General features: G+C 48.2%; 18 protein-coding genes. 12 read left to right on the top strand and 6 right to left on the bottom strand.

Features of this window, described 5'->3' with window-relative positions; all coding sequences use genetic code 11:
- Nucleotides 1-10 precede the first annotated feature (10 nt).
- Both G3M70_01590 and G3M70_01585 read left to right on the top strand, forming a co-directional pair.
- The gene (locus tag G3M70_01590) at nucleotides 11-2,938 is read left to right on the top strand and encodes a peptidase M16 (GenBank protein QPJ60648.1); all 2,928 of its coding nucleotides are present in this window, start codon (nucleotides 11-13) and stop codon (nucleotides 2,936-2,938) included.
- Between the two features lie 27 nt (nucleotides 2,939-2,965).
- Nucleotides 2,966-3,625, top strand: a complete 660-nt coding sequence (locus tag G3M70_01585; GenBank protein QPJ60647.1) for a PAS domain S-box protein — start codon at nucleotides 2,966-2,968, stop codon at nucleotides 3,623-3,625.
- A 23-nt stretch (nucleotides 3,626-3,648) separates the two neighbouring features.
- Here the strand turns inward: G3M70_01585 and G3M70_01580 are convergent, their stop codons facing one another.
- Complete coding sequence (locus tag G3M70_01580) at nucleotides 3,649-6,039, bottom strand: endonuclease MutS2 (protein QPJ60646.1); 2,391 nt, start codon at nucleotides 6,037-6,039, stop codon at nucleotides 3,649-3,651.
- Entirely contained in the window at nucleotides 6,036-7,376 is a 1,341-nt protein-coding gene (locus G3M70_01575; protein ID QPJ60645.1) for a hypothetical protein, read from the bottom strand. The genes G3M70_01580 and G3M70_01575 overlap by 4 nt, the downstream gene beginning before the upstream one ends.
- Nucleotides 7,377-7,593: 217 nt before the next feature.
- On the opposite strand from G3M70_01575, the gene G3M70_01570 reads away from it, so the two are divergent.
- Nucleotides 7,594-8,358, top strand: coding sequence for a SprT family zinc-dependent metalloprotease (locus G3M70_01570; GenBank protein QPJ60644.1), 765 nt, complete (start codon nucleotides 7,594-7,596; stop codon nucleotides 8,356-8,358).
- Here the strand turns inward: G3M70_01570 and G3M70_01565 are convergent.
- A complete protein-coding gene (locus G3M70_01565) occupies nucleotides 8,327-10,768 on the bottom strand; it encodes a HAMP domain-containing protein (protein ID QPJ60643.1) in 2,442 nt (813 codons plus the stop codon). The two genes, G3M70_01570 and G3M70_01565, sit on opposite strands and share 32 nt — an antisense overlap.
- A gap of 262 nt (nucleotides 10,769-11,030) precedes the next feature.
- Between G3M70_01565 and G3M70_01560 the strand changes: the two genes are divergently transcribed.
- From G3M70_01560 to G3M70_01535, 6 genes are all read left to right on the top strand, one after another.
- A complete protein-coding gene (locus G3M70_01560; protein QPJ60642.1) occupies nucleotides 11,031-11,426 on the top strand; it encodes a response regulator in 396 nt (131 codons plus the stop codon).
- Between the two features lie 147 nt (nucleotides 11,427-11,573).
- A complete protein-coding gene (locus tag G3M70_01555) occupies nucleotides 11,574-11,921 on the top strand; it encodes a P-II family nitrogen regulator (protein ID QPJ60641.1) in 348 nt (115 codons plus the stop codon).
- A 40-nt stretch (nucleotides 11,922-11,961) separates the two neighbouring features.
- A complete protein-coding gene (locus G3M70_01550; protein QPJ60640.1) occupies nucleotides 11,962-12,642 on the top strand; it encodes a YggS family pyridoxal phosphate-dependent enzyme in 681 nt (226 codons plus the stop codon).
- 77 nt (nucleotides 12,643-12,719) lie between these two features.
- Nucleotides 12,720-13,535: a pyrroline-5-carboxylate reductase gene (gene proC, locus G3M70_01545; protein QPJ60639.1), complete on the top strand. Its 816-nt coding sequence runs from the start codon at nucleotides 12,720-12,722 to the stop codon at nucleotides 13,533-13,535.
- Between the two features lie 426 nt (nucleotides 13,536-13,961).
- Entirely contained in the window at nucleotides 13,962-14,432 is a 471-nt protein-coding gene (locus G3M70_01540) for a hypothetical protein (protein ID QPJ60638.1), read from the top strand.
- Nucleotides 14,433-14,558: 126 nt separating this feature from the next.
- A complete protein-coding gene (locus G3M70_01535; GenBank protein ID QPJ60637.1) occupies nucleotides 14,559-15,527 on the top strand; it encodes a paraslipin in 969 nt (322 codons plus the stop codon).
- 35 nt (nucleotides 15,528-15,562) lie between these two features.
- Here the strand turns inward: G3M70_01535 and G3M70_01530 are convergent, their stop codons facing one another.
- The 3 genes from G3M70_01530 to moaA all read right to left on the bottom strand — a co-directional run bounded on the left by G3M70_01530 (nucleotide 15,563) and on the right by moaA (nucleotide 18,616).
- Nucleotides 15,563-15,796, bottom strand: a complete 234-nt coding sequence (locus tag G3M70_01530) for a hypothetical protein (GenBank protein QPJ60636.1) — start codon at nucleotides 15,794-15,796, stop codon at nucleotides 15,563-15,565.
- A gap of 283 nt (nucleotides 15,797-16,079) precedes the next feature.
- A complete protein-coding gene (gene larE, locus G3M70_01525; GenBank protein ID QPJ60635.1) occupies nucleotides 16,080-16,886 on the bottom strand; it encodes an ATP-dependent sacrificial sulfur transferase LarE in 807 nt (268 codons plus the stop codon).
- A gap of 716 nt (nucleotides 16,887-17,602) precedes the next feature.
- A complete protein-coding gene (gene moaA / locus G3M70_01520; protein ID QPJ60634.1) occupies nucleotides 17,603-18,616 on the bottom strand; it encodes a GTP 3',8-cyclase MoaA in 1,014 nt (337 codons plus the stop codon).
- Nucleotides 18,617-19,002: 386 nt separating this feature from the next.
- Between moaA and G3M70_01515 the strand changes: the two genes are divergently transcribed.
- The 3 genes from G3M70_01515 (at nucleotide 19,003) to sufC (ending at nucleotide 22,159) form a co-directional block, all read left to right on the top strand.
- A complete protein-coding gene (locus G3M70_01515) occupies nucleotides 19,003-19,749 on the top strand; it encodes an iron-sulfur cluster assembly scaffold protein SufE (GenBank protein QPJ60633.1) in 747 nt (248 codons plus the stop codon).
- A gap of 36 nt (nucleotides 19,750-19,785) precedes the next feature.
- Nucleotides 19,786-21,246: a Fe-S cluster assembly protein SufB gene (gene sufB, locus G3M70_01510; protein ID QPJ60632.1), complete on the top strand. Its 1,461-nt coding sequence runs from the start codon at nucleotides 19,786-19,788 to the stop codon at nucleotides 21,244-21,246.
- 154 nt (nucleotides 21,247-21,400) lie between these two features.
- Nucleotides 21,401-22,159 (top strand): Fe-S cluster assembly ATPase SufC, encoded by a 759-nt coding sequence (sufC, locus tag G3M70_01505; GenBank protein ID QPJ60631.1) that lies wholly within the window; start codon nucleotides 21,401-21,403, stop codon nucleotides 22,157-22,159.
- Nucleotide 22,160 lies beyond the last annotated feature (1 nt).

Here is a 22,160-nt window from a genome sequence, read left to right as displayed (position 1 = left end):
GAGAATCCAAGTGAAAATGGAATTAAACGATAGCTTGCACGGATTTCGGCTGGTCCGGCGTGAGCCCATAAAAGAAATCCAGGCCGAAACCTTGATGTTTGAGCACGAAAAATCCGGAGCACAGTTAATGTTCATGGATTGCGAGGACGACAACAAGGTATTCAGTATCACCCTGCGCACTCCGCCGGCAAACGACCGCGGTGTAGCCCACATCCTGGAGCACAGTGTTTTGTGCGGGAGTAAACAGTTTCCAGTCAAGGAGCCATTTGTCGAATTGATGAAAGGGAGTTTGCAGACTTTTCTGAATGCGATGACGTTTCCGGACAAGACCATGTACCCGGTGGCCAGCCGGAATGAAAAGGATTTTTTGAACCTCATGCATGTTTACCTGGATGCTGTTTTCTTTCCACGAATCACGGAAGAAACTTTCATGCAGGAAGGCTGGCATTATGAATTGACGGACAAAGATGCGGATCTTGAATACAAAGGAGTTGTATTTAATGAGATGAAAGGAGTGTTTTCCAGTCCGGAAAATATTCTCGATCGTTACCTTGCGCATTCCTTATTTCCTAAAACTACATACGGCTACGAATCCGGAGGAGACCCCAAAGACATTCCGGAATTGACCTATCAGGAGTTTAAGGATTTCCACACGCGTTATTACCATCCTTCCAACAGCCGGTTGTTCATTTACGGGGATTGCGAGATCGCCTCATGCCTCAAGTTCATCGATGAACAATACCTCAGCCGTTTTTCTAAGCAGGTTGTAGATTCCACCATCCAGTTTCAACGAAAATTCAGCAAGCCTAAACGCCGCGAGATTTCATATGCAGTATCCAAGGACGAGTCTCTGGAGAAGAAGACCTTCATAGTTCTGGGAATGAAGCTCGGTAAATCGACCAATCATGAGCATTGCATGGGAATGGAGATTCTCAGTCACATTCTACTCGGAACAGCAGCATCGCCCCTACGCAAGGCCCTGATGGAATCAGAACTCGGGACAGAAGTCATTGGCGGTGGGTTTGATGATAACCGAGCCGAAACCATGATGGCGGTGGGATTAAAAGGTACGGAAGCTGAGAACGAAACCAAAATACTGGATCTGATCTTCAGCACATTAAAAAGCCTGGCAGAAGATGGGATTGACCCGGATGTGATCAAGTCATCAATCAACACCATCGATTTTAAACTGCGTGAAGCCAACTTCGGTGGTTTTCCAAAAGGGATTGTGTATAACATTCACGCCCTGGGTTCCTGGTTGTACGATGAGGATCCCATGATGCATCTAAAGTACGACCGATTGATGAAAAAAATAAAAAAGCGGGCTCCAGACGGTTATTTTGAAAAACTGATAGAAAAATACCTCCTCAATAACAAACATCAAAGTATTGTTGTGCTCACACCCAAGCCGGGTCTTGAAGAGAAGGAAGCCGCCAAGACCCGCAAACGTTTACGTGAAGTGAAAAAGACGATGAACGATCAGCAACTCGATCAACTGGTGGAAAAAACCCGAATCCTGCAGGAAATGCAAATAACTCCAGACCCACCCGAGGCACTGGAATCTCTGCCCACTCTATCTTTGGGAGATTGTAATCGGGAGTCCCAGGAATATCCGCTGGAAATTAAAAAGAAGGGCAGTCCACAGGTGTTGTTTCACGATCTGTTCACCAACAAGATCGCGTACACCCAGATGTGTTTTGATACTCGCGCAGTACCCCAGGACCATATTCAGTATCTTCCCCTGCTGGGACGACTCATTCTGGGTATGGGTACGAAAAAGCGGGATTACGTCGAATTGTCAAAGCAGATTGGAATTAACACAGGCGGGATGTCGGGGGCACATTATTCCTTTTCTCCATTGGCCGACCGCCACAAGGTCAGGTCGTATTTAAATATTTCAGGCACCGCATTGATGGAAAAGTCCGGGGAACTGTTTGATCTGTTTCAGGAAGTTTTGGTGGACCGCAGTTTTAAGGATCATAAGCGGCTACTGGAAATTTTGAGGAGCACTCGGGCGAACCTGGAGGCATCTATTATTCCCCATGGCAACCAGTACGTGTTGGCCCGTTTGCAGGCCTATGGATCCAACCTGGGGCGTTTCGATGAAACAACCGATGGGTTGACCTATCACTACTTTATCAAAGAGCTTTTGGAACGGGCTGAAAAGGATCCGGCTAAAGTGGCTGCCGAATTTGAACAGGTCGCGGCCTGGGTGTTTACGCAAGACAACCTGTTGGTCAACCTGACAGCGAAAGGAAAGGATCTCAACAAGCTGCAAAAAAGTGCAGAACAAATGGCTGATGTTCTTCCTGCCGGTGTGTCCAACGAGGAACAATGGAACGTAAAGGGGCCATCAGAGGACGAAGCTTTTCTTACGACAAGCACGATTCAGTATGTTGGCAAGGGAATAAACTTATACGACCTGGGGTTTGAATACACAGGGAAATTTGAAGCCGTTAAAGCCATTTTACGTACCGGGTATTTGTGGGATCGGGTTCGCGTTCAGGGCGGGGCTTATGGCTGTTCTCTGAGTTTTGATTCTTTCACCGGAGACCTTGGGGTGGTTTCCTACCGTGACCCAAATTTAGGTGAGACTCTGGATGTGTTTGACGGGATAGGTGATTTTCTGGAACAGCTTGAGTTGTCTAACAAGGAGTTGGAAAAGATTGTCATCGGAGCTGTCGGGCATCTTGATCCTCCATTGACTCCTGATCGTAAAGGGGCGATTTCCAAGACGGAATACCTTACTGGGTTGTCCCGTGATATTCGACAAAAACGGCGCGACGAGTTGTTTTCAGTTACATTGAAAGATGTGAAGGAGTTCGCGGGATTATTCAAGCAGCTTAGGGATGAAGGGCGAGTCTGCGTTTTGGGAAATGAATCAAAAATAAAAAAAGAAAAGAAACGCTTCAAGCATCTGGTGCAGGTTTTTAATTGATAGGGTTTGTTTTTCTGATGGTTCAAAATGGATTTTGAGAGTATCAAGCCAAAGCTAGTGAGACTGATGGCCTTTGTGGTTGGAGGGGCCGCATTTCTATGGGCCTTATGGTTTTTCGGGATGTCGGATTCGCTGACCACGGGTATGAGCCCCGTTGCAAAACACACTCTTGAAGTTTTTGTCTCTATTGGGGTAACGGCATTGGCATTGCTGGGGCCTTCCGCCGCGCTCATGAAAATGCTGATGGAGGATTGGAAAGAAATAGAAATACAGGCTGAAAAAAATGCGACGCGTTACAGGACCATTGTCGAAAATTCCTACGATATTATTCTTGAAGTGGATGAAGAGGGAAAGATTTTTTTCGCCAACCCTGCGGTTTCCCAATTGGGTTATGAGCGTGAAAATCTTCTGGGTAAGTCCCTGAAATCTCTAATCCCTGAAAAAGATCATGAGACAAAATTACCTCCTATCACCACTCGTAGAATCGGACCCCGTGCGACTATCAATTTCCCTGTGACTCTTTTAACAAATGATGACTCTGTCCTTTCCTATGAAGTGCCCTCAATGGAGTTTTTAGTGGATGCTTCCGGGCTTTGGAAGGAATCGGATGAGGTTGTTCGAATCAAGGGGTCGGAAAAAACTTTTATAGGCACGTTGTTTATTGCACGCACAAAAAGCGATAACTGAGTTCCTGCATAAAGCGCTTATCATCAAAACTCCACAATGGTGACACCGTCTCCTCCCTCCTCGCGTGAAGCCGGCTCAAACTTTTTTCCGATTCCCGTTGACCCCAGATAATCCCGCACAAGTTCTTTGACTTTGCCCATTCCATGTCCATGGATCAACCGAACTCGTGGACATTTATTGACCACCGCCTGACTCAGGAAAAGTTCAAGCTCCTGCAAGGCTTCTTCAACTGTTTTGCCTCTAAGATCGCAGGTGGTCTTGGGTGCCTGATGTGTTTCCGTCTGAATACTGACTTGAGGGGTTTCACTCTCCCTTGGTCGAGTCCGGTGTCCTTGTGTGTGACCAAACAACCGTTTGACTTCAACTGTAGTGAAAAAGTTACCAAGTCGAACCTGTACTTTGCTTTTACTGATCGGGTCTTCCTCCAGAATCCCGATTGCGTCGTAACCATCGACTATAACTTCGTCCCCTTTTTTGAGTTTACTGGCCGGTATTGTATAAAGAGCCCGCCGCTCTGATGGGATGTTTCCCGCCGCTCTTCCCATGGCTTGTAAACGTTTTTCCGTGCCTCGCAATTGTTTTACGCTTTTGGTTCCGCGTGCCTCTTCAATCAATTTACGGATTTCCTTCTTTGAGTCGCGCAACTGAGCCTGTAACTTCTGGTTTTTCTCCCGCTTGAAATCCACTTCCTGTTTTCGCAATCGGGCCCGTATCTGGTTTTGTTCCTGTAAGGCCTGGCGGGTCTGCTCTTTCTGGTCCTCCAGCTCCTTGAGTTGATATTCCAGATTCTGTTTTTGGAGTGTGAGCTCATCAAGTAAGACCTCTGCGCGATGGTCTTCACGATCGTATAATTCACGTGATTTCCGGATGATTTCAGGGTCAAGTCCAAGCCGCTCAGCGGTTTCAAGAGCGGCACTCTGGCCTGGCGCGCCAAATACCAGTCGGAACGTGGGGGTCATCGAATTCAGGTCAAACTCCATGCAGGCATTGGTAAACCCTTCTGCTGTCTGGGCGTAGACTTTTAAGGACAGGTAATGGGTCGAGACCAGTGTCATCAGGCGTCGGTCTTTCATCTGCATCAGGATCGCCTGGGCCAGGGCAGCTCCCTGTAATGGATCGGTGGCAATCCCCAACTCATCAAGAAGAATCAAGGCACCGGTTTCGGCTTCATCCAGGATGTGGGTGATCTTTTTTAAATGGCCGGAGAATGTTGAAAGATCCTGGCTCATATCCTGTTCATCGCCGATGTCGGCATACACCTGTGGAAAGAATGGGATGCGGGAACCTTCATCCACGGGGAGCAACAGGCCGGCACGTGCCATGAGTGACATGAGTCCCAGTGTTTTCAGGGTGACTGTTTTCCCTCCGGTATTGGGTCCGGAGATGATAACCACGCGAATGTCCGGATTCCACTGCAGGGAGTTGGGAACTACATTTTTCCCTGAAAGTAGCAGTTCCGGGTTGCGCGCGTGCCTGAGCTCCACCTCGCCAGATTGAGATAACTCGAAGGGCCCGGCCTTCATCGCCCGGGCAAGATTGGCGCGGGCATGGATCAAGTCCAGATCTGCAAGGTTTTCCAGGTTTCTTAACAACGGTTCTTTTTCTTCCAGAATGCGTTCGGCGAGTTGTGCCAGAATGCGAACCCGTTCGCGTTCCACATTCATCCGGGCAATTTTTAACTGATTGTTGAGTTGGACCACCTGTGTTGGTTCGATGAAAAGCGTCTGGCCACTTCCTGAACTGTCGTGGACAATTCCCTCCACACGTCCTTTGGAATCGGAACGGATGGGCAGGACCGCGCGTCCTTCTCGTTCGGTGATGTAACCATCCTGCAAAGAGTCTTTCCAGGCAGCGGATCCCATAATTTTTTTTACCTGTGTTTCCAGTTGTTGCTTCGTTTGTGCCGCATCCTTGATCGCTGCTTTTAATTCCGGTGATGCGCTGTCGCGTACTCCATCTTCAGGATCGAGACAACGATCAAGCTCCGAGAGCAAACCAGGCATGGGGTTTAATCTCGTGCCAAATATTTTGAGGATATCCGGTGTGGTCTCATTTTTTAAACGCTTGCGAATGCTTTCAGTCAGCCTCAATAGATCCAGCACCGCAAGGCCCTGACCCGGATCGATCATCCTGTGTTGTTCGGCTTCCTGAAGGGTTGGGTCGATATCGGCGAAAGTCCTTAAAGGAAGCCCCTCTGCAGTGTCGAGCAGAATTCGCATGGCCTCTGTTTCTTTAAGGAGTGTGATGGCGGATTCAAAACTTGTTTCGGGTATGAGAGCAAAACAACGCGCGCGGGTGACATCTGACAGGGCATGTGCAGACAGGGAACGGCGAACAAGATCCCAGCCCAGAAGGGACATGGAACTTTCCAAAGTGAACGGCAGGGAGGGAATGCTTTCTTCCGGGGGGGTCATGGAACGGCGGCTATCTGGACCTTTTCTTCGACAGAAATCGGGACAATGGCTTCATGCAAGAGATCAGGGTCGCGCCGCTTCTTGTAGCTTTGAAGCAGGGTGTTGATATCAGGATTCACCTTGCCTTCAAACGAAACACCTTTTGGAACGGTAACAAGTTTATTGCCTTCCTGTTTGATCTCGATGAAGGTGACCTTGATGGGTTTGGAAAAGTCGACCAGTTCCGAGTTCAGCAGGAGTTCGTGCTCCAGCAGATTTTTCCCCTGGATTTCAAACTGGTTGTCGCCGGTCTTGAGCCCGATGAGGGTTGCGATTTTTCCATCTTTAACATTTACGGGTTCCTTTTCAGGGCCGGGAAGTTGAAGGGCTGCCAGTTTGAGTCCTTTCGATACTCGAGCCCATTGTACCGGTCCCATGTGGTTGCTTTCACGGACCAGCCGCACCACTTTCGGGTTTGGTTTGCGTCTTTGATTTTTCATCCAGGTGACGAGCGCGGGGATTTCATTTTTAGGGAGAAAGTGCCCGCCATGAGCCGATATTTTCTGGTCATGCTCTCGGAATACAGCCGGGTATTTCATTGTTGTCATGATTTTCCGGATACGTTGGGAAAATTTTATCGGGAAGATTGGATCATGTTCTCCCTGTATGGAATAGATAGGCGTATTGACCATGTTGACCAGAAAATGCATGTAACGTTCGCTGATGGTTCCTGCGATAGGGACAACGCCTGCAAAATAGTCCGGGTAAAACATGCCCAGCATGTAAGCGCCGACCGCTCCATTGGACATACCAGCGAGCAACACTCTGTTGGCATCAATAGGATAATTCAAACGCAAATGCTGGATCAGGTTCAACACCATAGCTTCGGCCCGGAAGGACCACCAGGCACCCATAGGATAACTTGGGCAGGCAATGATGAAATCATCGCCCAGACGTTTCACCCACCGGGTGAGAGTCGATTTGCCATTTCCTCCTGCACCGTGGAGGATGATAACCAGCGGGTATTTTTTTCCCTTTTCCATGGGTGGAGCAAACAGTGCGAAGGGATATTTCTTTTCCCCGGACATTACTGGCTGATTGATAAAAGTACCGGCCTTCCCTGTGTTGCTTAAAGGCCTTTTGCGAATCAACTCACGCAACTTCACCGTTGTCACACCGCTGCTTTTCAGGTCAGCGACGACCTCTGCCTCTTCACCGGGATTGGTGGTAGACAGGTAGCGGTCAATCTTCTCCTGAATAACGGAATCATCCTGAGCCGTTTCCGGTGGCGTTGAAGTAGTGGTGGAACACGCCGTCAGAAAGACCAGGCCAATAATCATCAGCCATCTTGTTTGCATGACATCACCTTACATAAATCCACACGCAAAGTAAAGGTCCCCAGGTACTATGGGAATGAAACATTTTGAAGTTTTTTTCTGTTAATTTTTTGCCTGAAAAAGGAACAAAAAAAGCCCGGCTATGGGTGGAAAAAGTCATTGAATCTGTTGCCTCAAAAGAGGTAAACTCCTGTAGCTATTGTCCAACCTGAATTTCCCACCTTCACTCTGAGACATCATGGAATCCACCTCCGAAAGCATGACGATCCCGAATCTGAATACAGGAACCGTTTCCCTTGGAATTGGCGAAGAGGACTTTGAAAAAGACGTCTTCAAGCTTTTGTTCACCTGCCGCAAAGGTGGATTTGATTTCCTGGGCCAACTTCGTCTGGATAACAGACAAAACCGGGTGGATGTTGAAATGTTTAATGAAGGATATTTTGGTTATTTTGAGGATGAAAAAGATAACGTCATGATGCATCTTGCGGCAAAGTCGCTTTCAGGATTGGAGCGCCATAGTATCGTGCCGGAAAAGTTCCGTGAATTGGGGAAAGAACATCTACTAAACTTGAAGAAGACCACCCCAACCATCACTCGTAAGGAACCCGAAGTCGAGGAGGAAGAAACCGGATTGCAGGGGATATTTGATCGGTTGAACAAGGAGTATTTTAAAGGCAGGCTGGATGCCCGTATTGAATGGGGCCGGGAAGTCAAGACACCCAACAAGCGTTCATTCAGGTTTGGTTCATACGATTCAGCTAAAAACCTGATTCGAATTCATCCCAGGCTCAAACAGGAGTTTGTCCCGCATTATGTTTTGGAATCCACTATTTTTCATGAGATGTGTCATCAAGCCTGCCCACCTGTGAAGCGGAATGGCCAGTGGCAGTCTCACCATCGTGACTTTAAAAAGAAAGAACGGGAGTATCGCCATTACCGGGAGGCGGTCAAGTGGGAGAAAACCCATTGGGCTAAGTTGCTGACTCCGGCTCCTGCAGGCTGACTGCCTGTTCACAGGGAAATATAATCATAAAGCGGGCTCCCTGCCCCACATCCGATTCAACTGTGATATTTCCTCCGTATTTTTTTACGATCCTGTGAACCAGATTCAATCCCAACCCTGTTCCCTCTCCCTGAGCTTTGGTCGTGAAAAAGGGATCGAATATTTTTTTGGCAAATTCTTTCGGAATTCCAGGGCCATTGTCCTGAATACTGATCACCACCCGTTGCCCGTCGAAATGTGACGACATTTTTATCTTTCCTTTCCCCTGCATTGCCTGCACAGAATTGCGAATAATATTGTGAAGGACTTGCTGGATTTCCTCAGGCTTCGCCAAAATTAAAGGCAAGTTTCCCAATGTTTGCTCCAACTCAATATCGGAGGAATAGGAAGCGAGCAGTGCCATTTCAGTAGCCGCTTTTAACTGTTCGTTAACATCCACGGGTTTGGGTTCGTCGTGCCCGTTGGACCGTGAATAACCCGTGAGGTTTAGAATGATCGAAGCCATTTGTTTTGAACGGGTCAAAACTTTATTGGCATATTTATTGATGTTTGCAGGGTCGGTTTCATCCTTGATTGCTTCTGTATACCCCATGATCGTGTAAAGAGGGTTATTCATTTCGTGGGCGATGCCTGCTGCCAGAGTGCCGAGCCCTGAAAGTTTGTCGGCGAGGGTCAACTGGTCCAGCAGCTTTTTCTCCTCGGTAATGTCCTTCATGATAAGTCCAAAACGTTTTCCTTCATGGCCTTCTATGGCTACATCGAAAAAGACATAAGCAAAAATTTTGTTTCCGATCTCTATATTGAGAGGATGATCTTCTACAGACTCATTGCCGGGGGAGAGGGGGTCTTTGGCCAGGTAATTGTGCTGTGCACCAGTGCGACTGTTAGTTTTTTCCCTGGAGCCTCCTTCCTGGAACAGGACCAGTTCTTTTTGAACCTGTTCCCATTTTTCTGGTTCCTCCAGAGGCAGGTTGCCCAGGGATTGACCGTGGAATTTGTCAGCGGTTTGACCGCAGAGTTTTTCAAAAGCGGCATTGCCATATTCTATTTTGAGTTCCTCGTCAAAAATAATTATGGTTTCAGGCACACTCATCAGGATACAGTCCGTGTACTCCCGCAGGTAATCGACTTCCCTGGATTTTTCTTCTACCTGTTGCTCAAGCCCGGAAAAAGCCTTTTGTAACAGCCCATTCATGGTGTTGATTTCTTCAGCCAGCGTTTCGATTTCATCCCCGGTTTTTATTTTCAAGGGTTCAACCTTTTCTCCCCGTCCTATAGCCTCGGCAGTGTGTTTTAACTTTTGAATGGGTTTGACCATTCTCCGCGCCGCAACTGTTCCGAGTAATCCGATCATGATAATCGAAAACAGGCCGGCAGAAGCAATCCATAGGAACAGGGTTTTCGTTGGTGCAAATAGTTCTTCAGAAGATTCCCAGGCGAATGTGTACAGGCGTTTGCCGTTTAATGGTTTGATTCTTTCATTTATTTTTGAAAGGGGAGAGAAACCGATGATTGAAAGCTCCGGGCTTCCATGCCCGTTACCTTCGGTTTCAACCCATGCTGGAGCGGGACCGGTTACAGCCTCGACCAGAGCCGGGCTGTCCAGCTTGTGCCCTGTGGGGAGTATTGGACAGGACATGACCACCCCTTCCGAGTCGATCAACATCACGTGGCCGGTTTCCCCAAACCGGATGTCTTTGATAGAAGGCGAGAATAGGGCTTTTGCATCAAAAACAAAATGGAAGGCCCCCTGGATATTCCCGGAATGGTCCAAAAGCGGTAAAGCTACTTCAATAGTGTGGAGTTGAAGCTTCGGGTCGCGTTCAAGATCGCTGAAAAAAATGGCAGAGGAATTTTCCCGGACAATAGTTATCCAGGAATTTCGCAGCTGGTTGGAAAATTGAGGGTAGGTGTTTGAACTTGCGACAAGTTGGCCTCGCAGGTCCGTTATGAAAACACTTTTGATCGTAGAAGAAGAGGGATGCTTTTGTTTCAAAAATCCTTTAAGAACCCGACTGCCGGCATTGTTCAAAATTTCCTGCTGAATGGGGCCTCCTTCATTCCATTCAGTCGATTGTTTTTTTTCAAGATCCTCACTAATGATTGTTGACTTCAGGTAGCGATTCCTTTCGCGTACTGCCAGATTCAAGGTAGGGTGCCGGGAAAGTTGAGAGATCCGGTTAATCGTTTCCTCCAGATCACGGTCAACCTGTGTGGCGCTACTAAATGCCAACGCTTTAAAACTTGAGCCTATCACTCCGCGCAGAGATTCATTGCCTTGAAGATAAGCCAGGACCATCGCCAGAACCAGGGGGATAGTTCCGACTGCGATGATTATCTTTAGAATTTTGGCGACCAGTCCGGTTTTCTGAAGATGCCCTGCTCCGTCGCCTTCTGGAGTTGCGCTCATGAGGCACTCCCATCATTTTTCCCTACCTGACTAATTAATCTGGGAACCTTTGAAGCGGTTGTCAACAGCTTGGGAAATAATAGCTGAATGAAACTAGATAGATATTTAACTCGACTAAAGAAAAACTGGCGGGATCAAAACAAAGGTGCCTATATTATTTCAAGACCCCATGGGAGGGGTTCTGGTTAGAAGAGAATCCTTCACCAACAGGGTGGCCTAAAACAGAAATCGGTTTTTCTTTGAAACCGGAAGGAGGCCCAAAATGGCTAAAGGAAAAATTTTAGTAATTGATGATGAAGAAGATGTAAGAGAAGTGATTCGGCTTCATCTTGAAAAAGGCGGATTTCATGTAATTGAAGCGACTGATGGTATGGAAGGGATATCCCTTCTAAGAAGCGGTGACAATCTTGTCAATGTAGGCGCTATCCTTTGCGACATCAGGATGCCAAAGATTAATGGTGTGGAAGCGATAGAGGTGTTTAAAAAAGAAGCAGCAGGTATTCCCGTCATTGTTGTGACTGGCTATCCGGATGCAGAACTCGCCGTTTCCCTTCTAAAAAAAGGAGTGAAGGATTATCTGGTCAAGCCGGTTGATCGTGAAAAGCTTTTAGAGGTTGTCGAGGAAGCCGTGATGGCCGGTAAGGATTTTGATTTTTAGACCCGGTTTCAGAGTCTCAAGGGCGGCTCAATCAAAGGCTGCCGATGTCTTTGAATAGTAACCTTTTCCTTCGTAGGACAAAAATTTCCTGGGCTTTGCAGGCATTGCTTGCAAAGCCCTTTTTTTTCGACTAGAGTATTTACTCTTATGAAGATGATTCGTTGTTATATTCGATATGAAAGTCTGGAAGCTGTGCGGGAAAAACTGTTCGCACTGGGCGCCCCGGGTCTGTCTGTTTCAGAGGTTAAAGGAATTGGCAAACCTATGAGCCAGATGCGGTCGGGATCCGATCCCAATGGGTCTGTGTTGCCTCAGTTTCTTCCCCGGGTGGAAATCACCGTAGTCCTCGACGATGAAGGTGTGAATGAAGTGGTCGACGCTCTGGTTCAAATCCTGCGTACTGGTAAGCAGGGAGATGGAAAAATCTTTATCCTGCCGGTTGATGAGACGATACGAGTCCGGACCGGCGAAACGGGCGAGCAGGCACTTTACTGACGTTACCTGCCTGACGGATTCTACTGGTTAAAACAATTCCTTGTTTTCCAAAAACCTTGAAGCCATTCAAAAGCGCATAGCCTCGGCAGCCAACCGTGCCGGACGGGACGTGTCGGATATCAACCTGCTGGCGATCAGCAAAACTTTTCCTGTAGACTCCATTCGCGAAGCTATTGAATGCGGGCAGCTTGTGTTTGGGGAAAACAAGATTCAGGAAGCGGTTGGTAAAATTGAAGAGTTAAAAGACGCTGGTATCGACTGGCATTTCGTCGGGCATCTGCAAAAAAACAAGGTAAAATACGTTCCGGGTCGATTTTCCTTGGTGCATTCTATCGATTCTCTGGAGCTTGCCCATAAGCTGCATCAGGAAAGTGAAAAGCAGGGGCTTGTGACCCGTATATTGATTCAGGTCAACGTTTCAGGTGAAGCGTCCAAGTCGGGCACTCCGCCCGAAAATTTAAAGGTGATTTTGGAAAGGGCACGGGAGTATTCGGGAATTTCAATTGAGGGATTGATGACGATTCCTCCGTTTGATCCTGATCCGGAAAGTGCCCGTCCCTGGTTTCGTGAACTCCGGGAACTGAGAGATGATGTGAACAAGGTGTTCGGATTGAACCTGAAGCATTTGTCCATGGGAATGTCGCGGGATTTTGAAGTGGCCATTGAAGAGGGTGCCACCTGGGTGCGGGTGGGGACAGCCCTGTTTGGCGGGCGAAGTTAACCGGGTTTTATAGCCAGAACTAATGGAGAGCGCTTGTGCTTAACAAAAGGAAAATAGGATTTATCGGGGCCGGCAATATGGCGGAAGCTGTTATCAAAGGGCTGCTGAACGCAAATTTTCTTGAGCCCAAATCCGTGTGGGCCACCGATGTCCGGCAGGAGCGCCTTGACGACCTCCATTCCGACTTCAAAATTAAAGTGACAATGGATAACCGCGAGGTTGTAAAGAAGTGCGACATTCTGGTTCTGGCCGTAAAGCCCCAGGTCATGAAAGATGTCTGTCATGAGATCCAGGACCTGGTGACCGATCAAAAACTGGTGATCTCGGTTGCCGCCGGCGTGTCTATCGATTCTATCGAAGACTTTTTGCAATTAGGGAAGAAAAAGAAAATAGGGGTAGTGCGTACCATGCCGAATACTCCTGCGGTAGTCCAGGAAGGGGTAACCGCTTTGTCAGCAGGGAAACACGTGAAAAAGTCTGAGATGCAGGTGGCACACCGCATTTTTGAAGCCATTGGCAAGACAGTCGATGTCGCCGAACCTCATCTGGATGCGGTAACTGGCCTTAGCGGCAGTGGACCCGCCTATATTTTCACCATCATTGAAGCCCTCTCCGATGCCGGAGTTAAAGTCGGGTTATCCAGGGATGTGTCCGATATTCTGGCCTTGCAGACGGTCGTGGGTTCGGCGCGGCTGGCGCAGGAGACCGGCAAGCATCCGGGCGAACTAAAAGCGATGGTGACCTCTCCTGGAGGCACAACTATTTACGGGGTGCATGCATTAGAAGAGGGGGGCATCCGTTCGATTTTAATGAACGCTGTAGAGCAGGCCACCCGGCGTTCCCGTGAGCTTGGTCAAACCGCAGAAAACAAGAACGATAAAAAAGAGAAATAACCTGGGAAAAAGATATCTCCAGGTTGGACGGAAATGCCGAATCGGCGCATTTGTTATTCCCCTGGACTTGACAATTTTCTGGAAGGCTCCATATTTCTATTTGGAACTGGTTCCCCAAACCCCCCGGTGTCGACCTTGGGCATCCTTCCACCGGGGTGACAATGAGGGGTTGCTTCTCAGGAGCTATGGAGCTCCTGGGAGGCAACCCCGGGTTGAATCCCATTTCTATTCCTGAGCGATTCCCTCAGGTTTCAATTCTGAAGTAAAAGTATTCAATCCTTCCTTCCCAAAAGTTTCTGCGAAAGATTGCTATTGGTGAATCCGGGGTACCGGATTAGTATAAATATTGACCCTGGTTATTTTTCCCTGCGTGGTATTCTAAATTTAAATATTTTCTTAGCTGACGAACTGCTTATGCAAATTGTAATGGAATTTTCGCCCAGCACCTATTGGTTGGTTGGTGGAGCTATTCTGATTGGCATGGAGATCATGGTACTGCCCGGTATTGGCGGACTGTTTTCAGGCCTTGGGGCGCTCACTGTGGGGGCGGCTTTACTCGCAGGGGCTATTGAAAGCACGGTATCCCAGTTCACCCTGTTTTTCCTTGCCACCGGATTATGGACCATTCTCTTGTGGAAACCCCTGAAGGAATTCATCAAGGGGAAAGGGACGGGGTTCGACGATATGGTCGGTAGCACCGCTATCGTTTTCGGCAGTCCCCTGGAAAAGGGCAAGAAAGGAAAAGTACGTTGGTCGGGCACCATTATGAGTTGCCAGATGGAGTCTGGAGAATTAGATAGTATCGATGTCGGATCAGAAGTCACCATTTCCCGGGTTTCCCAGGGTGTTCTGATTGTTCGATCGAGCCAGGAGCCGGGTTTGCCTGATAAGGCATAAGGATTATTGTCGTTATCGGTTTTTGATTTTGAAAAATGTTGAAACGAGATTTGTTTCTGAATCCAGTTTTTTCAGATCCACAAATGCACTGAAATTATCTGGACACATTCCAGGGAGGTATAGGTTATGGAAGTAGAAATTATTGAAGGGTTTGATCTTTTTTACCTGGCGATCGCTTTTGTCGTCTTTGTCGTAGTATCCGCCGGGGTCAAGCTGGTTCCTCAGCAAAACGCATTTGTTGTGGAACGGTTGGGTAAGTTTACACAAACCCTCAATGCAGGTCTTCACTTCATCATTCCGTTTGTAGACAAGGTGGCTTATAAACACTCCCTGAAAGAAAATGCAATCGACATTCCAAGCCAGTCTGCGATCACCAAGGATAACGTAACACTGGTGATCGACGGAGTCCTTTATCTAAAAGTAACGGATCCCAAGCAGGCTTCGTATGGAGTGGGCGATGCCCGCTACGCGATTTCTCAGCTGGCTCAAACCACCATGCGCTCGGAGCTCGGAAAGATGACGCTGGATAAAACATTCGAAGAAAGGGAAACCTTGAACTCGAATATTGTCTTGAGCATCAACGAGGCTTCAGAGGTCTGGGGAATTCAATGTCTGCGTTATGAGATCAAGGACATCAACCCTCCCGCAACGGTACTTAAAGCGATGGAACTGCAGATGGCGGCGGAGCGGCAAAAACGGGCCGAGGTGTTGGGTTCAGAGGCCAAGCGCCAGTCTCAAATTAATATTGCAGAAGGTCAAAAGCAGGAGGTTGTTTTAAAGTCAGAAGCTGCGATGACGGATCAGATCAATCGGGCCAAAGGTGAAGCGCAGGCCATATTGGAAGTGGCGCGCGCAACGGCGGAAGGAATCGAAACGGTTGCCGTTTCGATCGAAAAAACCGGAGGCGAAAAAGCCGTCGCCCTTAAACTTGCGGAACAATACATCGATGCATTCAGCGGGTTGGCCCGGACAACCAACACGGTACTGCTGCCCGAGAATACAGGTGATATGGGATCGATGGTGGCTCAGGCCCTGGCCGTGTTCAACACCATCCAGAACCAGGTGAAACAGCAAAATCCTGAGGCAGGGGTTTAAGGGATATATTTTCAGGAGTGTAGGTTTGGAAAAGGCTATTTAGCCCGGAACTTCTGGTATTCACCAAAGACGGCAACGCATAGTCCCAAAATCATCAGCCAGACGGGGTGGGTTGATTTTTCAGGATCCTGGATAATCAGGATACCGGACATCACCACGCCGCTCATAGCGATGATGATTCCCCAATGCACTTTTTCCTGACCTTTAACAAACAGGTCCGGGTCTTTCAGTTTCTTCCGCATTTCAGGACGGAGCTTAAATTCAAACATAGGTGCCTCTATTAATTATTTTGGATTAGTCCGTTAACCCCTTTGTAGCCAGACCATTGTATAACCCTGAAAATCCAAAGCAAAGGCGAGATTCTTCGCGGAGTTTGTCCTGAGCCAAGTCGAGGGGTTCAGAATGACATCCTGTCGTTTCAATGTGTCACATTCAAGAACGCGAGTAGCGGTTCTTGAACAGGAGCGCTTGTCCTTCTCCAGTCGAAGTGGGGCATCCTTTATTGTTTTCATTCAAAAAGCACTTATACCAAGCTCTCCCTCGTGATGTGTGTCAGGTCAGTGAAGCGTTTAACTTTCCGGAGCGAAATCCTTCTTCATCCACTTCTATTTCGTGAAACCCGATTTCGGTAAAGCGCTCTTTGGTTTCCTGCCAATGGGATCCCTCTCGTAAGGTCTTTATTTCACCAACCGGTAATTCGATGCGGGCCGTGTTGCCAAAATGGCGCACCCGGAGTTCGCGATAACCTAGAGATAGCAAATAATCCTCTGCCTGTTCGACCATCAACAGTTTTTCCTCGTTTACCTCTTGTCCATAAGGGATTCGCGAAGCGAGACAAGGTGATGCCGGTTTTTCCCAAAGAGGCAATCTCATTTTTTTAGACAGCGCACGTACATCCTGCTTGGTCATACCTGCTTCGACCAGAGGACTTTTCACATGAAAGTTTTCGGCGGCATTGAGGCCCGGACGGTGATCTCCGAGATCATCGCAATTGGTGCCATTGAGGAGTGTTGTGAATCCTTCTTCTTTAGCAAACCGGATGAGGTGGCTGTACAACTCGGTTTTGCAGAAGAAACACCGGTTGGCCGGATTTTGCCGGTATTCCGGCAGGTTCACTTCTCCTGTTTCTATAACTTGATGACGGACACCGATCTGTTTGGCAAAAGCATCCGCGGCTTCTCGCTCTCTCAATGGGACACTTGGCGAGTGGGCGGTGACTCCAATAACTTTTTCGCCCAGTTCCTGATGTGCGACGGTCAACACCAGCGCGCTGTCCACGCCACCGGAATAAGCCACTACGGTGCTTTCGCAATCGCGAATAAAGCTTCGAAGTGCCGTTTCTTTTTGTTCCAGATCCATAGCGGGTTGTTTACTTGTGCTTTAAATTTGAGGTTATCGAGTCAGTCGTGAGCAGCCTGTCATTTTAGCAGCAGTTTTATTTTGAGGGTTTTGCAAGATTCCAAAACAAAAGCGGATCGGTCTGATACCACTGGCGGCAAAAAACCCGCCATCGCAAGCGACCAGAGGATGCGCGGCCACGGTATTTTTCCAAAGCTCTAGTGCCCCGGAGGGGTAGATCCAGAGGTTATTTCCAGTTTCCTCCGGGCGTTGCACGGCTGGATTGCTTCGTCGCTAGAGTTTATCCTGAGCTTGTCGAAGGACTCCTCGCAATGACGCTCGCTTTGCTCCAAAATATCCCGCTTTGGCCAAGCTCTTCCTAAATCGGGTTCAAATTAGCACAAACTTTGACGTAAGGGAAAATTTTGAAAAGGCGAACAAAGAAGAATCCGGGAGCGTTGGGGGGAACGCTCCCGGATTGAGGAGGAGGTGAAACTTAAGTTGAAGGGGTTCAAAGTGTGAAGTCCCTTCAAAACACTTTCTGCCTTTATTATATTCCTTATCGGTCGCTTCGCCACCATGGTCCATCTGTTTTTGGATGGCTTTGGGAGGTAAATAAAGGGGTAAAAAAAAATGGGTTGAAAACATGGAACTTCCGCGCCTTATGGACGAAAATTTAACCTGAGTATTGCAAAAAGTGCAGGGATTTAGAAGGGCAGGAAGTTGGAATCCGGGGATCAGCCGCCAATTGCGTGCATGGCGCGTTCTGGCCGCTTGAAATCATCCAGGTTGATTTTGTGTCCTGGTTCTTTAATGACCAGTGCCTCGCGGATTCTTTGTTCTATATCCGCATCGCTTGCTCCACCCCGGATCAGTTCTTTCAGATTGTGCTCGTTTTCGGAGAAGAGACAGGTGCGAAGCTTGCCGTCCGCTGTCATACGGATGCGGTTGCAGTAGTCACAAAAGGGATTGCTCACAGCGGTGATGATCCCGATTTTTCCTTTACCGTCGGCAAAGCGGAATTCGCTGGCCGGTCCGATTTCGAGTGAATCCTGGATCGGCTCCAGCGGAAACTTTGCTTTGATGATGTCGACGATCTCGTGGCCAAACAGGACCTTGTCGCGTTCCCAGGTTTTGTCAGCATCCAGTGGCATGAATTCGATGAAGCGGATTTCAAAACCATCCGACCGACCGTACTCTACAAGCTTGATAATCTCGTCTTCAGAGAAACCCTTCATCGCAACGGCGTTGATCTTGATTGACTGGAATCCAACATCGCGGGCTTTGGCGATACCGTCGAGAACCTGCTGAACACAGTCGCGGCGGTTGACGTGGGCGAATTTTTCCTTGTCGAGAGCGTCGAGGCTGATGTTGAGTCGACTCAAACCAGCGTCTGCAAGTGCCTGGGCGTGTTCTTTCAGGAAGAACGCGTTGGTGGTCATGGCGACATCTTCGATGCCCTGGACTCCTTTCAGCATTTTTACGAGGCTTGGCAGGTCTTTGCGTAAAAGAGGCTCACCGCCCGTAAGGCGCAGCCGGTAGATCCCCATTTTGGAGACTACCTGCACGACACGAGTGAGTTCTTCAAAAGACAGCAGTTTTTCGCGGTCCATGAACTCGACGTTGTCAGCAGGCATGCAATAGGTACAGCGGAAATTGCACCGGTCCGTGACGGAAATCCGGAGATTGACTATGGTTCTGCCCATTCCGTCTTTCAGGATAGGGCGCTGTGGTTGGGTATCTACGCTCATGGAATGCCTCAAACAGTCCCAGAAAGGCGCGGGACGACCATAATTCCCGGGATTGAAGCCAAATTTATTTGGTCTGTCCCGGAGGTTCCTATGCTTGCTACAAATTATACCCCGTTTCCTTCCTAAATTCCCGGAATTGTGTTGTTTTCTGAGGCAATGATTTTCGTCGTTTTTTAGAGACCTGGACTGTGAAACCAAAGAAATTTATCTATAAGTGGGTTTAAATTCAGGAACAGCAGGAACTTTTTACGGGTCGCGCGCATCTTAAACTGTGAAAGGTTGTTTATTTAAGGGGTTGGAGTATAATTCCTTTACAATAACCAGATTTCCATTCCAATGATGCTCCAAATGAGGGGCTCATTTTAACTTATTGAAAATAAAAGCTTATGTCTGCTGTTGAGGAAAAATTTTCCCAGAAATTCGATGAGGCTGCAGGTCAGCCAAAGCACCGGGGCGCTTTTTATAAAGAAGAAGCCACTGAAAAGGGGCTTGCGCTGGTCGAAGCCAAGTTCAAGGACATGAAACTGTACTGGCTGGTCGATCCTTCTGAGGACCGCGTATACAGTTCCAAATTCTTCGCTTATGGGGGCAAAGTGTCCCTGGGTATCTGTGAAACTCTCAGTTCAATGGTGAAAGGTCTCACAATTGACGAGGCTTGCACTCTTACTGGTGAAGATGTAGAGAGGCAATTGCGTGACGAGGAAGGTGTTCCTGCGATTCCGGAATCCAAAACCAAGTCGCTTGCTTCGGTTGCCGAGTTGATGAAAATCATTAAGGAAAACTACCCCAACTCCAAAGCTCTGGCTGCAGTCAGTGCGTCGGTAAAGGAAGCGGGAAAACCAGCGTCCACCTTCAAGGACCTGACTTTGGCCGAGCAGGCCTGGTTGGGGCTTTCCGAGGAAGAACAGATCCAGCAAGTCGACATGGTACTGACTGAAAAAGTGCGTCCCGCGTTGATGGCTGATGGCGGCAATATCCAGGTCCTGGAAATTGTTGATGGAGAAAAGGTGATGGTGCAATACCAGGGGGCCTGCGGTAGTTGCGGTTCTTCTCTTGGTGCAACGCTATCGTTTATTGAACAAGCCCTGCGAACCAATGTGTATCCGGAGTTGCAGGTTGTTCCCAATATGTAACGTAATTATTAAAAAACTCGTTAGGAGTTTAAAAATATGACAGACCCAACCAAGTCCCCAAGCGTTGATGAAGTTCTGGAGGACCGTGGTCAATACAAGTACGGTTTTACCACCGACATCGAATCGGACACCCTGCCGAAGGGCTTGAACGAAGATGTCATTCGCCATATTTCGAAGAAAAAGAATGAGCCGGAATTCATGCTCAATTTCCGTCTCAAAGCTTATAAAAAATGGCTGACGATGGAAGAGCCCAAGTGGCCGAATGTGCATTACCCGAAAATCGATTTTCAGGACATCTCTTATTACTCTGCTCCCAAACCGAAAAAGGTGTTGGAGAGTATTGACGAGGTCGATCCAGAATTGCTCAGGACATTTGATAAGCTGGGTATCCCGCTTGATGAGCAAAAGAAGCTGGCCAATGTTGCAGTTGACGCGGTATTCGACAGTGTCAGTGTTGCCACAACTCACAAGAAAAAGTTGATGGAAGTGGGCATCATCTTCTGTCCTATTTCGGAAGCTTTACAGGAATACCCGGAGCTGGTGGAGGAATACCTAGGTACTGTGGTGCCCATTGGAGATAATTTTTATTCTGCGCTCAACAGCGCTGTGTTCACCGATGGTTCCTTTGTCTACATTCCCCCGGATACCATTTCTCCGATGGAACTGTCGACGTACTTCCGGATCAACACCCAAGAGACAGGACAGTTCGAACGTACACTCATAATCTGCGCAGAAAACAGTTATGTGTCGTATCTGGAAGGGTGTACCGCGCCTCAGTTCGATACGAACCAGTTACATGCGGCGGTGGTTGAACTGGTCACGCTCGAAAACGCGGAGATCAAGTACAGCACGGTTCAAAACTGGTATGCCGGTGATCCGGAAACGGGCAAGGGGGGTATCTACAACTTCGTCACGAAACGTGGCAAGTGTGTGGGCGACAACTCTAAAATTTCCTGGACACAAGTAGAGACCGGTTCCGCCATCACCTGGAAATACCCGAGCTGCATTCTGCAGGGTGACAACACGCAGGGCGAATTTTATTCAGTCGCGCTGACCAATGGCTTGATGCAGGCGGATACCGGAACCAAGATGATCCACATTGGCGAAAACACCCGCTCAAGCATCATCTCGAAAGGGATCTCGGCAGACAAGTCGAGCAACAGTTATCGTGGTCAGGTGAAGGTTGGGCCTAAAGCCAAAAACGCAAGGAACTACACGCAGTGCGACAGCATGCTGGTAGGGGATAAATGTTCCGCCCACACGTTTCCTTACATAGAAACTGCCAACAGTTCTGTTCAACTGGAACACGAGGCCTCGACTTCAAAAATTTCAGAGGATCAGTTGTTCTACTTTGAGTCGCGCGGGATCTCTCGTGAAAATGCGATCCAGACTGTGATCAACGGATTTTGTAAGGAAGTGTTCAAACAGTTGCCAATGGAATTTGCTGTGGAAGCGCAAAAACTTCTGGCGCTCAAACTGGAAGACAGCGTCGGCTGACACCTGTTTGAATCCGGATTAAAACCGGCCGGGCCTTGTGACTATTGTCACGGGGTCTGGCTCTCGTTTTTAGAGGTGCTTGATTCCAACGGACTAAGATGCAGGTCTTGAAAATTTTCAAATAAAGATTTAATTAATCTGAGGAAAACAATAAATGTCGTTGCTTGAAATAAAAGATTTACATGCAGGGTTTGAAGGCACGGAAATTGTCAAAGGTGTTTCCCTAACGATCAACGCTGGTGAGGTGCACGCCATCATGGGGCCTAACGGCTCTGGGAAAAGCACGTTGTCAAAAGTGCTGGCGGGACACCCGTCTTACGAAGTGACTCAGGGGTCGATCACCTATAAAGGGAAAGATCTGCTGGAACTGGAGCCGGAGCAGCGTGCGCTTGCCGGAATTTTCCTCGGTTTCCAGTACCCTGTGGAGATTCCAGGAGTCAACAACGCTGAATTTCTGCGTCTGGCCTATAACGCGCAGTTGGTGAGCAAGGGCGAGGATGAGCTCGATCCACTTGATTTTGATGAGTTGCTCGATGAAAAAATGAAAACGGTGGAGATGGACCCAAAGTACAAACATCGGTTTTTGAACGACGGATTCTCCGGTGGTGAAAAAAAGAAAAATGAAATCCTCCAAATGGCAGTGCTCAATCCGAGTCTTGCCGTTCTTGATGAAACCGACTCCGGTCTCGACATTGACGCCTTAAAAGCCGTCTCGGGGGGTGTGAACAAACTCATCAATAAGGACAATGCCCTTATTCTGATCACCCATTACCAGCGCCTGCTCAATTACATCCAGCCGCATTATGTCCATGTATTCGGCAAGGGAAAAATTTTAAAGTCCGGAGGCAAGGAACTTGCCCTGGAACTGGAAAAACAAGGTTACGACTGGGTCGTTGCCGAGACTGCCAATTAAA

Source organism: Candidatus Nitronauta litoralis (assembly GCA_015698285.1).
Taxonomy (GTDB): Bacteria; Nitrospinota; Nitrospinia; order Nitrospinales; family Nitrospinaceae; genus Nitronauta; species Nitronauta litoralis.
This window is presented reverse-complemented; position numbering and strand designations above follow the sequence as displayed.

What these genes read in the sequence shown, in the direction of transcription:
- G3M70_01585 (QPJ60647.1), top strand. Translation starts at nt 2,966, where the DNA reads ATGGATTTTGAGAGTATCAAGCCAAAGCTAGTGAGACTGATGGCCTTT.
- G3M70_01580 (QPJ60646.1), bottom strand. Translation starts at nt 6,039, where the DNA reads ATGACCCCCCCGGAAGAAAGCATTCCCTCCCTGCCGTTCACTTTGGAA.
- G3M70_01575 (QPJ60645.1), bottom strand. Translation starts at nt 7,376, where the DNA reads ATGCAAACAAGATGGCTGATGATTATTGGCCTGGTCTTTCTGACGGCG.
- G3M70_01570 (QPJ60644.1), top strand. Translation starts at nt 7,594, where the DNA reads ATGGAATCCACCTCCGAAAGCATGACGATCCCGAATCTGAATACAGGA.
- G3M70_01565 (QPJ60643.1), bottom strand. Translation starts at nt 10,768, where the DNA reads ATGAGCGCAACTCCAGAAGGCGACGGAGCAGGGCATCTTCAGAAAACC.
- G3M70_01560 (QPJ60642.1), top strand. Translation starts at nt 11,031, where the DNA reads ATGGCTAAAGGAAAAATTTTAGTAATTGATGATGAAGAAGATGTAAGA.
- G3M70_01555 (QPJ60641.1), top strand. Translation starts at nt 11,574, where the DNA reads ATGAAGATGATTCGTTGTTATATTCGATATGAAAGTCTGGAAGCTGTG.
- proC (QPJ60639.1), top strand. Translation starts at nt 12,720, where the DNA reads ATGGCGGAAGCTGTTATCAAAGGGCTGCTGAACGCAAATTTTCTTGAG.
- G3M70_01540 (QPJ60638.1), top strand. Translation starts at nt 13,962, where the DNA reads ATGGAATTTTCGCCCAGCACCTATTGGTTGGTTGGTGGAGCTATTCTG.
- G3M70_01535 (QPJ60637.1), top strand. Translation starts at nt 14,559, where the DNA reads ATGGAAGTAGAAATTATTGAAGGGTTTGATCTTTTTTACCTGGCGATC.
- G3M70_01530 (QPJ60636.1), bottom strand. Translation starts at nt 15,796, where the DNA reads ATGTTTGAATTTAAGCTCCGTCCTGAAATGCGGAAGAAACTGAAAGAC.
- larE (QPJ60635.1), bottom strand. Translation starts at nt 16,886, where the DNA reads ATGGATCTGGAACAAAAAGAAACGGCACTTCGAAGCTTTATTCGCGAT.
- moaA (QPJ60634.1), bottom strand. Translation starts at nt 18,616, where the DNA reads ATGAGCGTAGATACCCAACCACAGCGCCCTATCCTGAAAGACGGAATG.
- G3M70_01515 (QPJ60633.1), top strand. Translation starts at nt 19,003, where the DNA reads ATGTCTGCTGTTGAGGAAAAATTTTCCCAGAAATTCGATGAGGCTGCA.
- sufB (QPJ60632.1), top strand. Translation starts at nt 19,786, where the DNA reads ATGACAGACCCAACCAAGTCCCCAAGCGTTGATGAAGTTCTGGAGGAC.
- sufC (QPJ60631.1), top strand. Translation starts at nt 21,401, where the DNA reads ATGTCGTTGCTTGAAATAAAAGATTTACATGCAGGGTTTGAAGGCACG.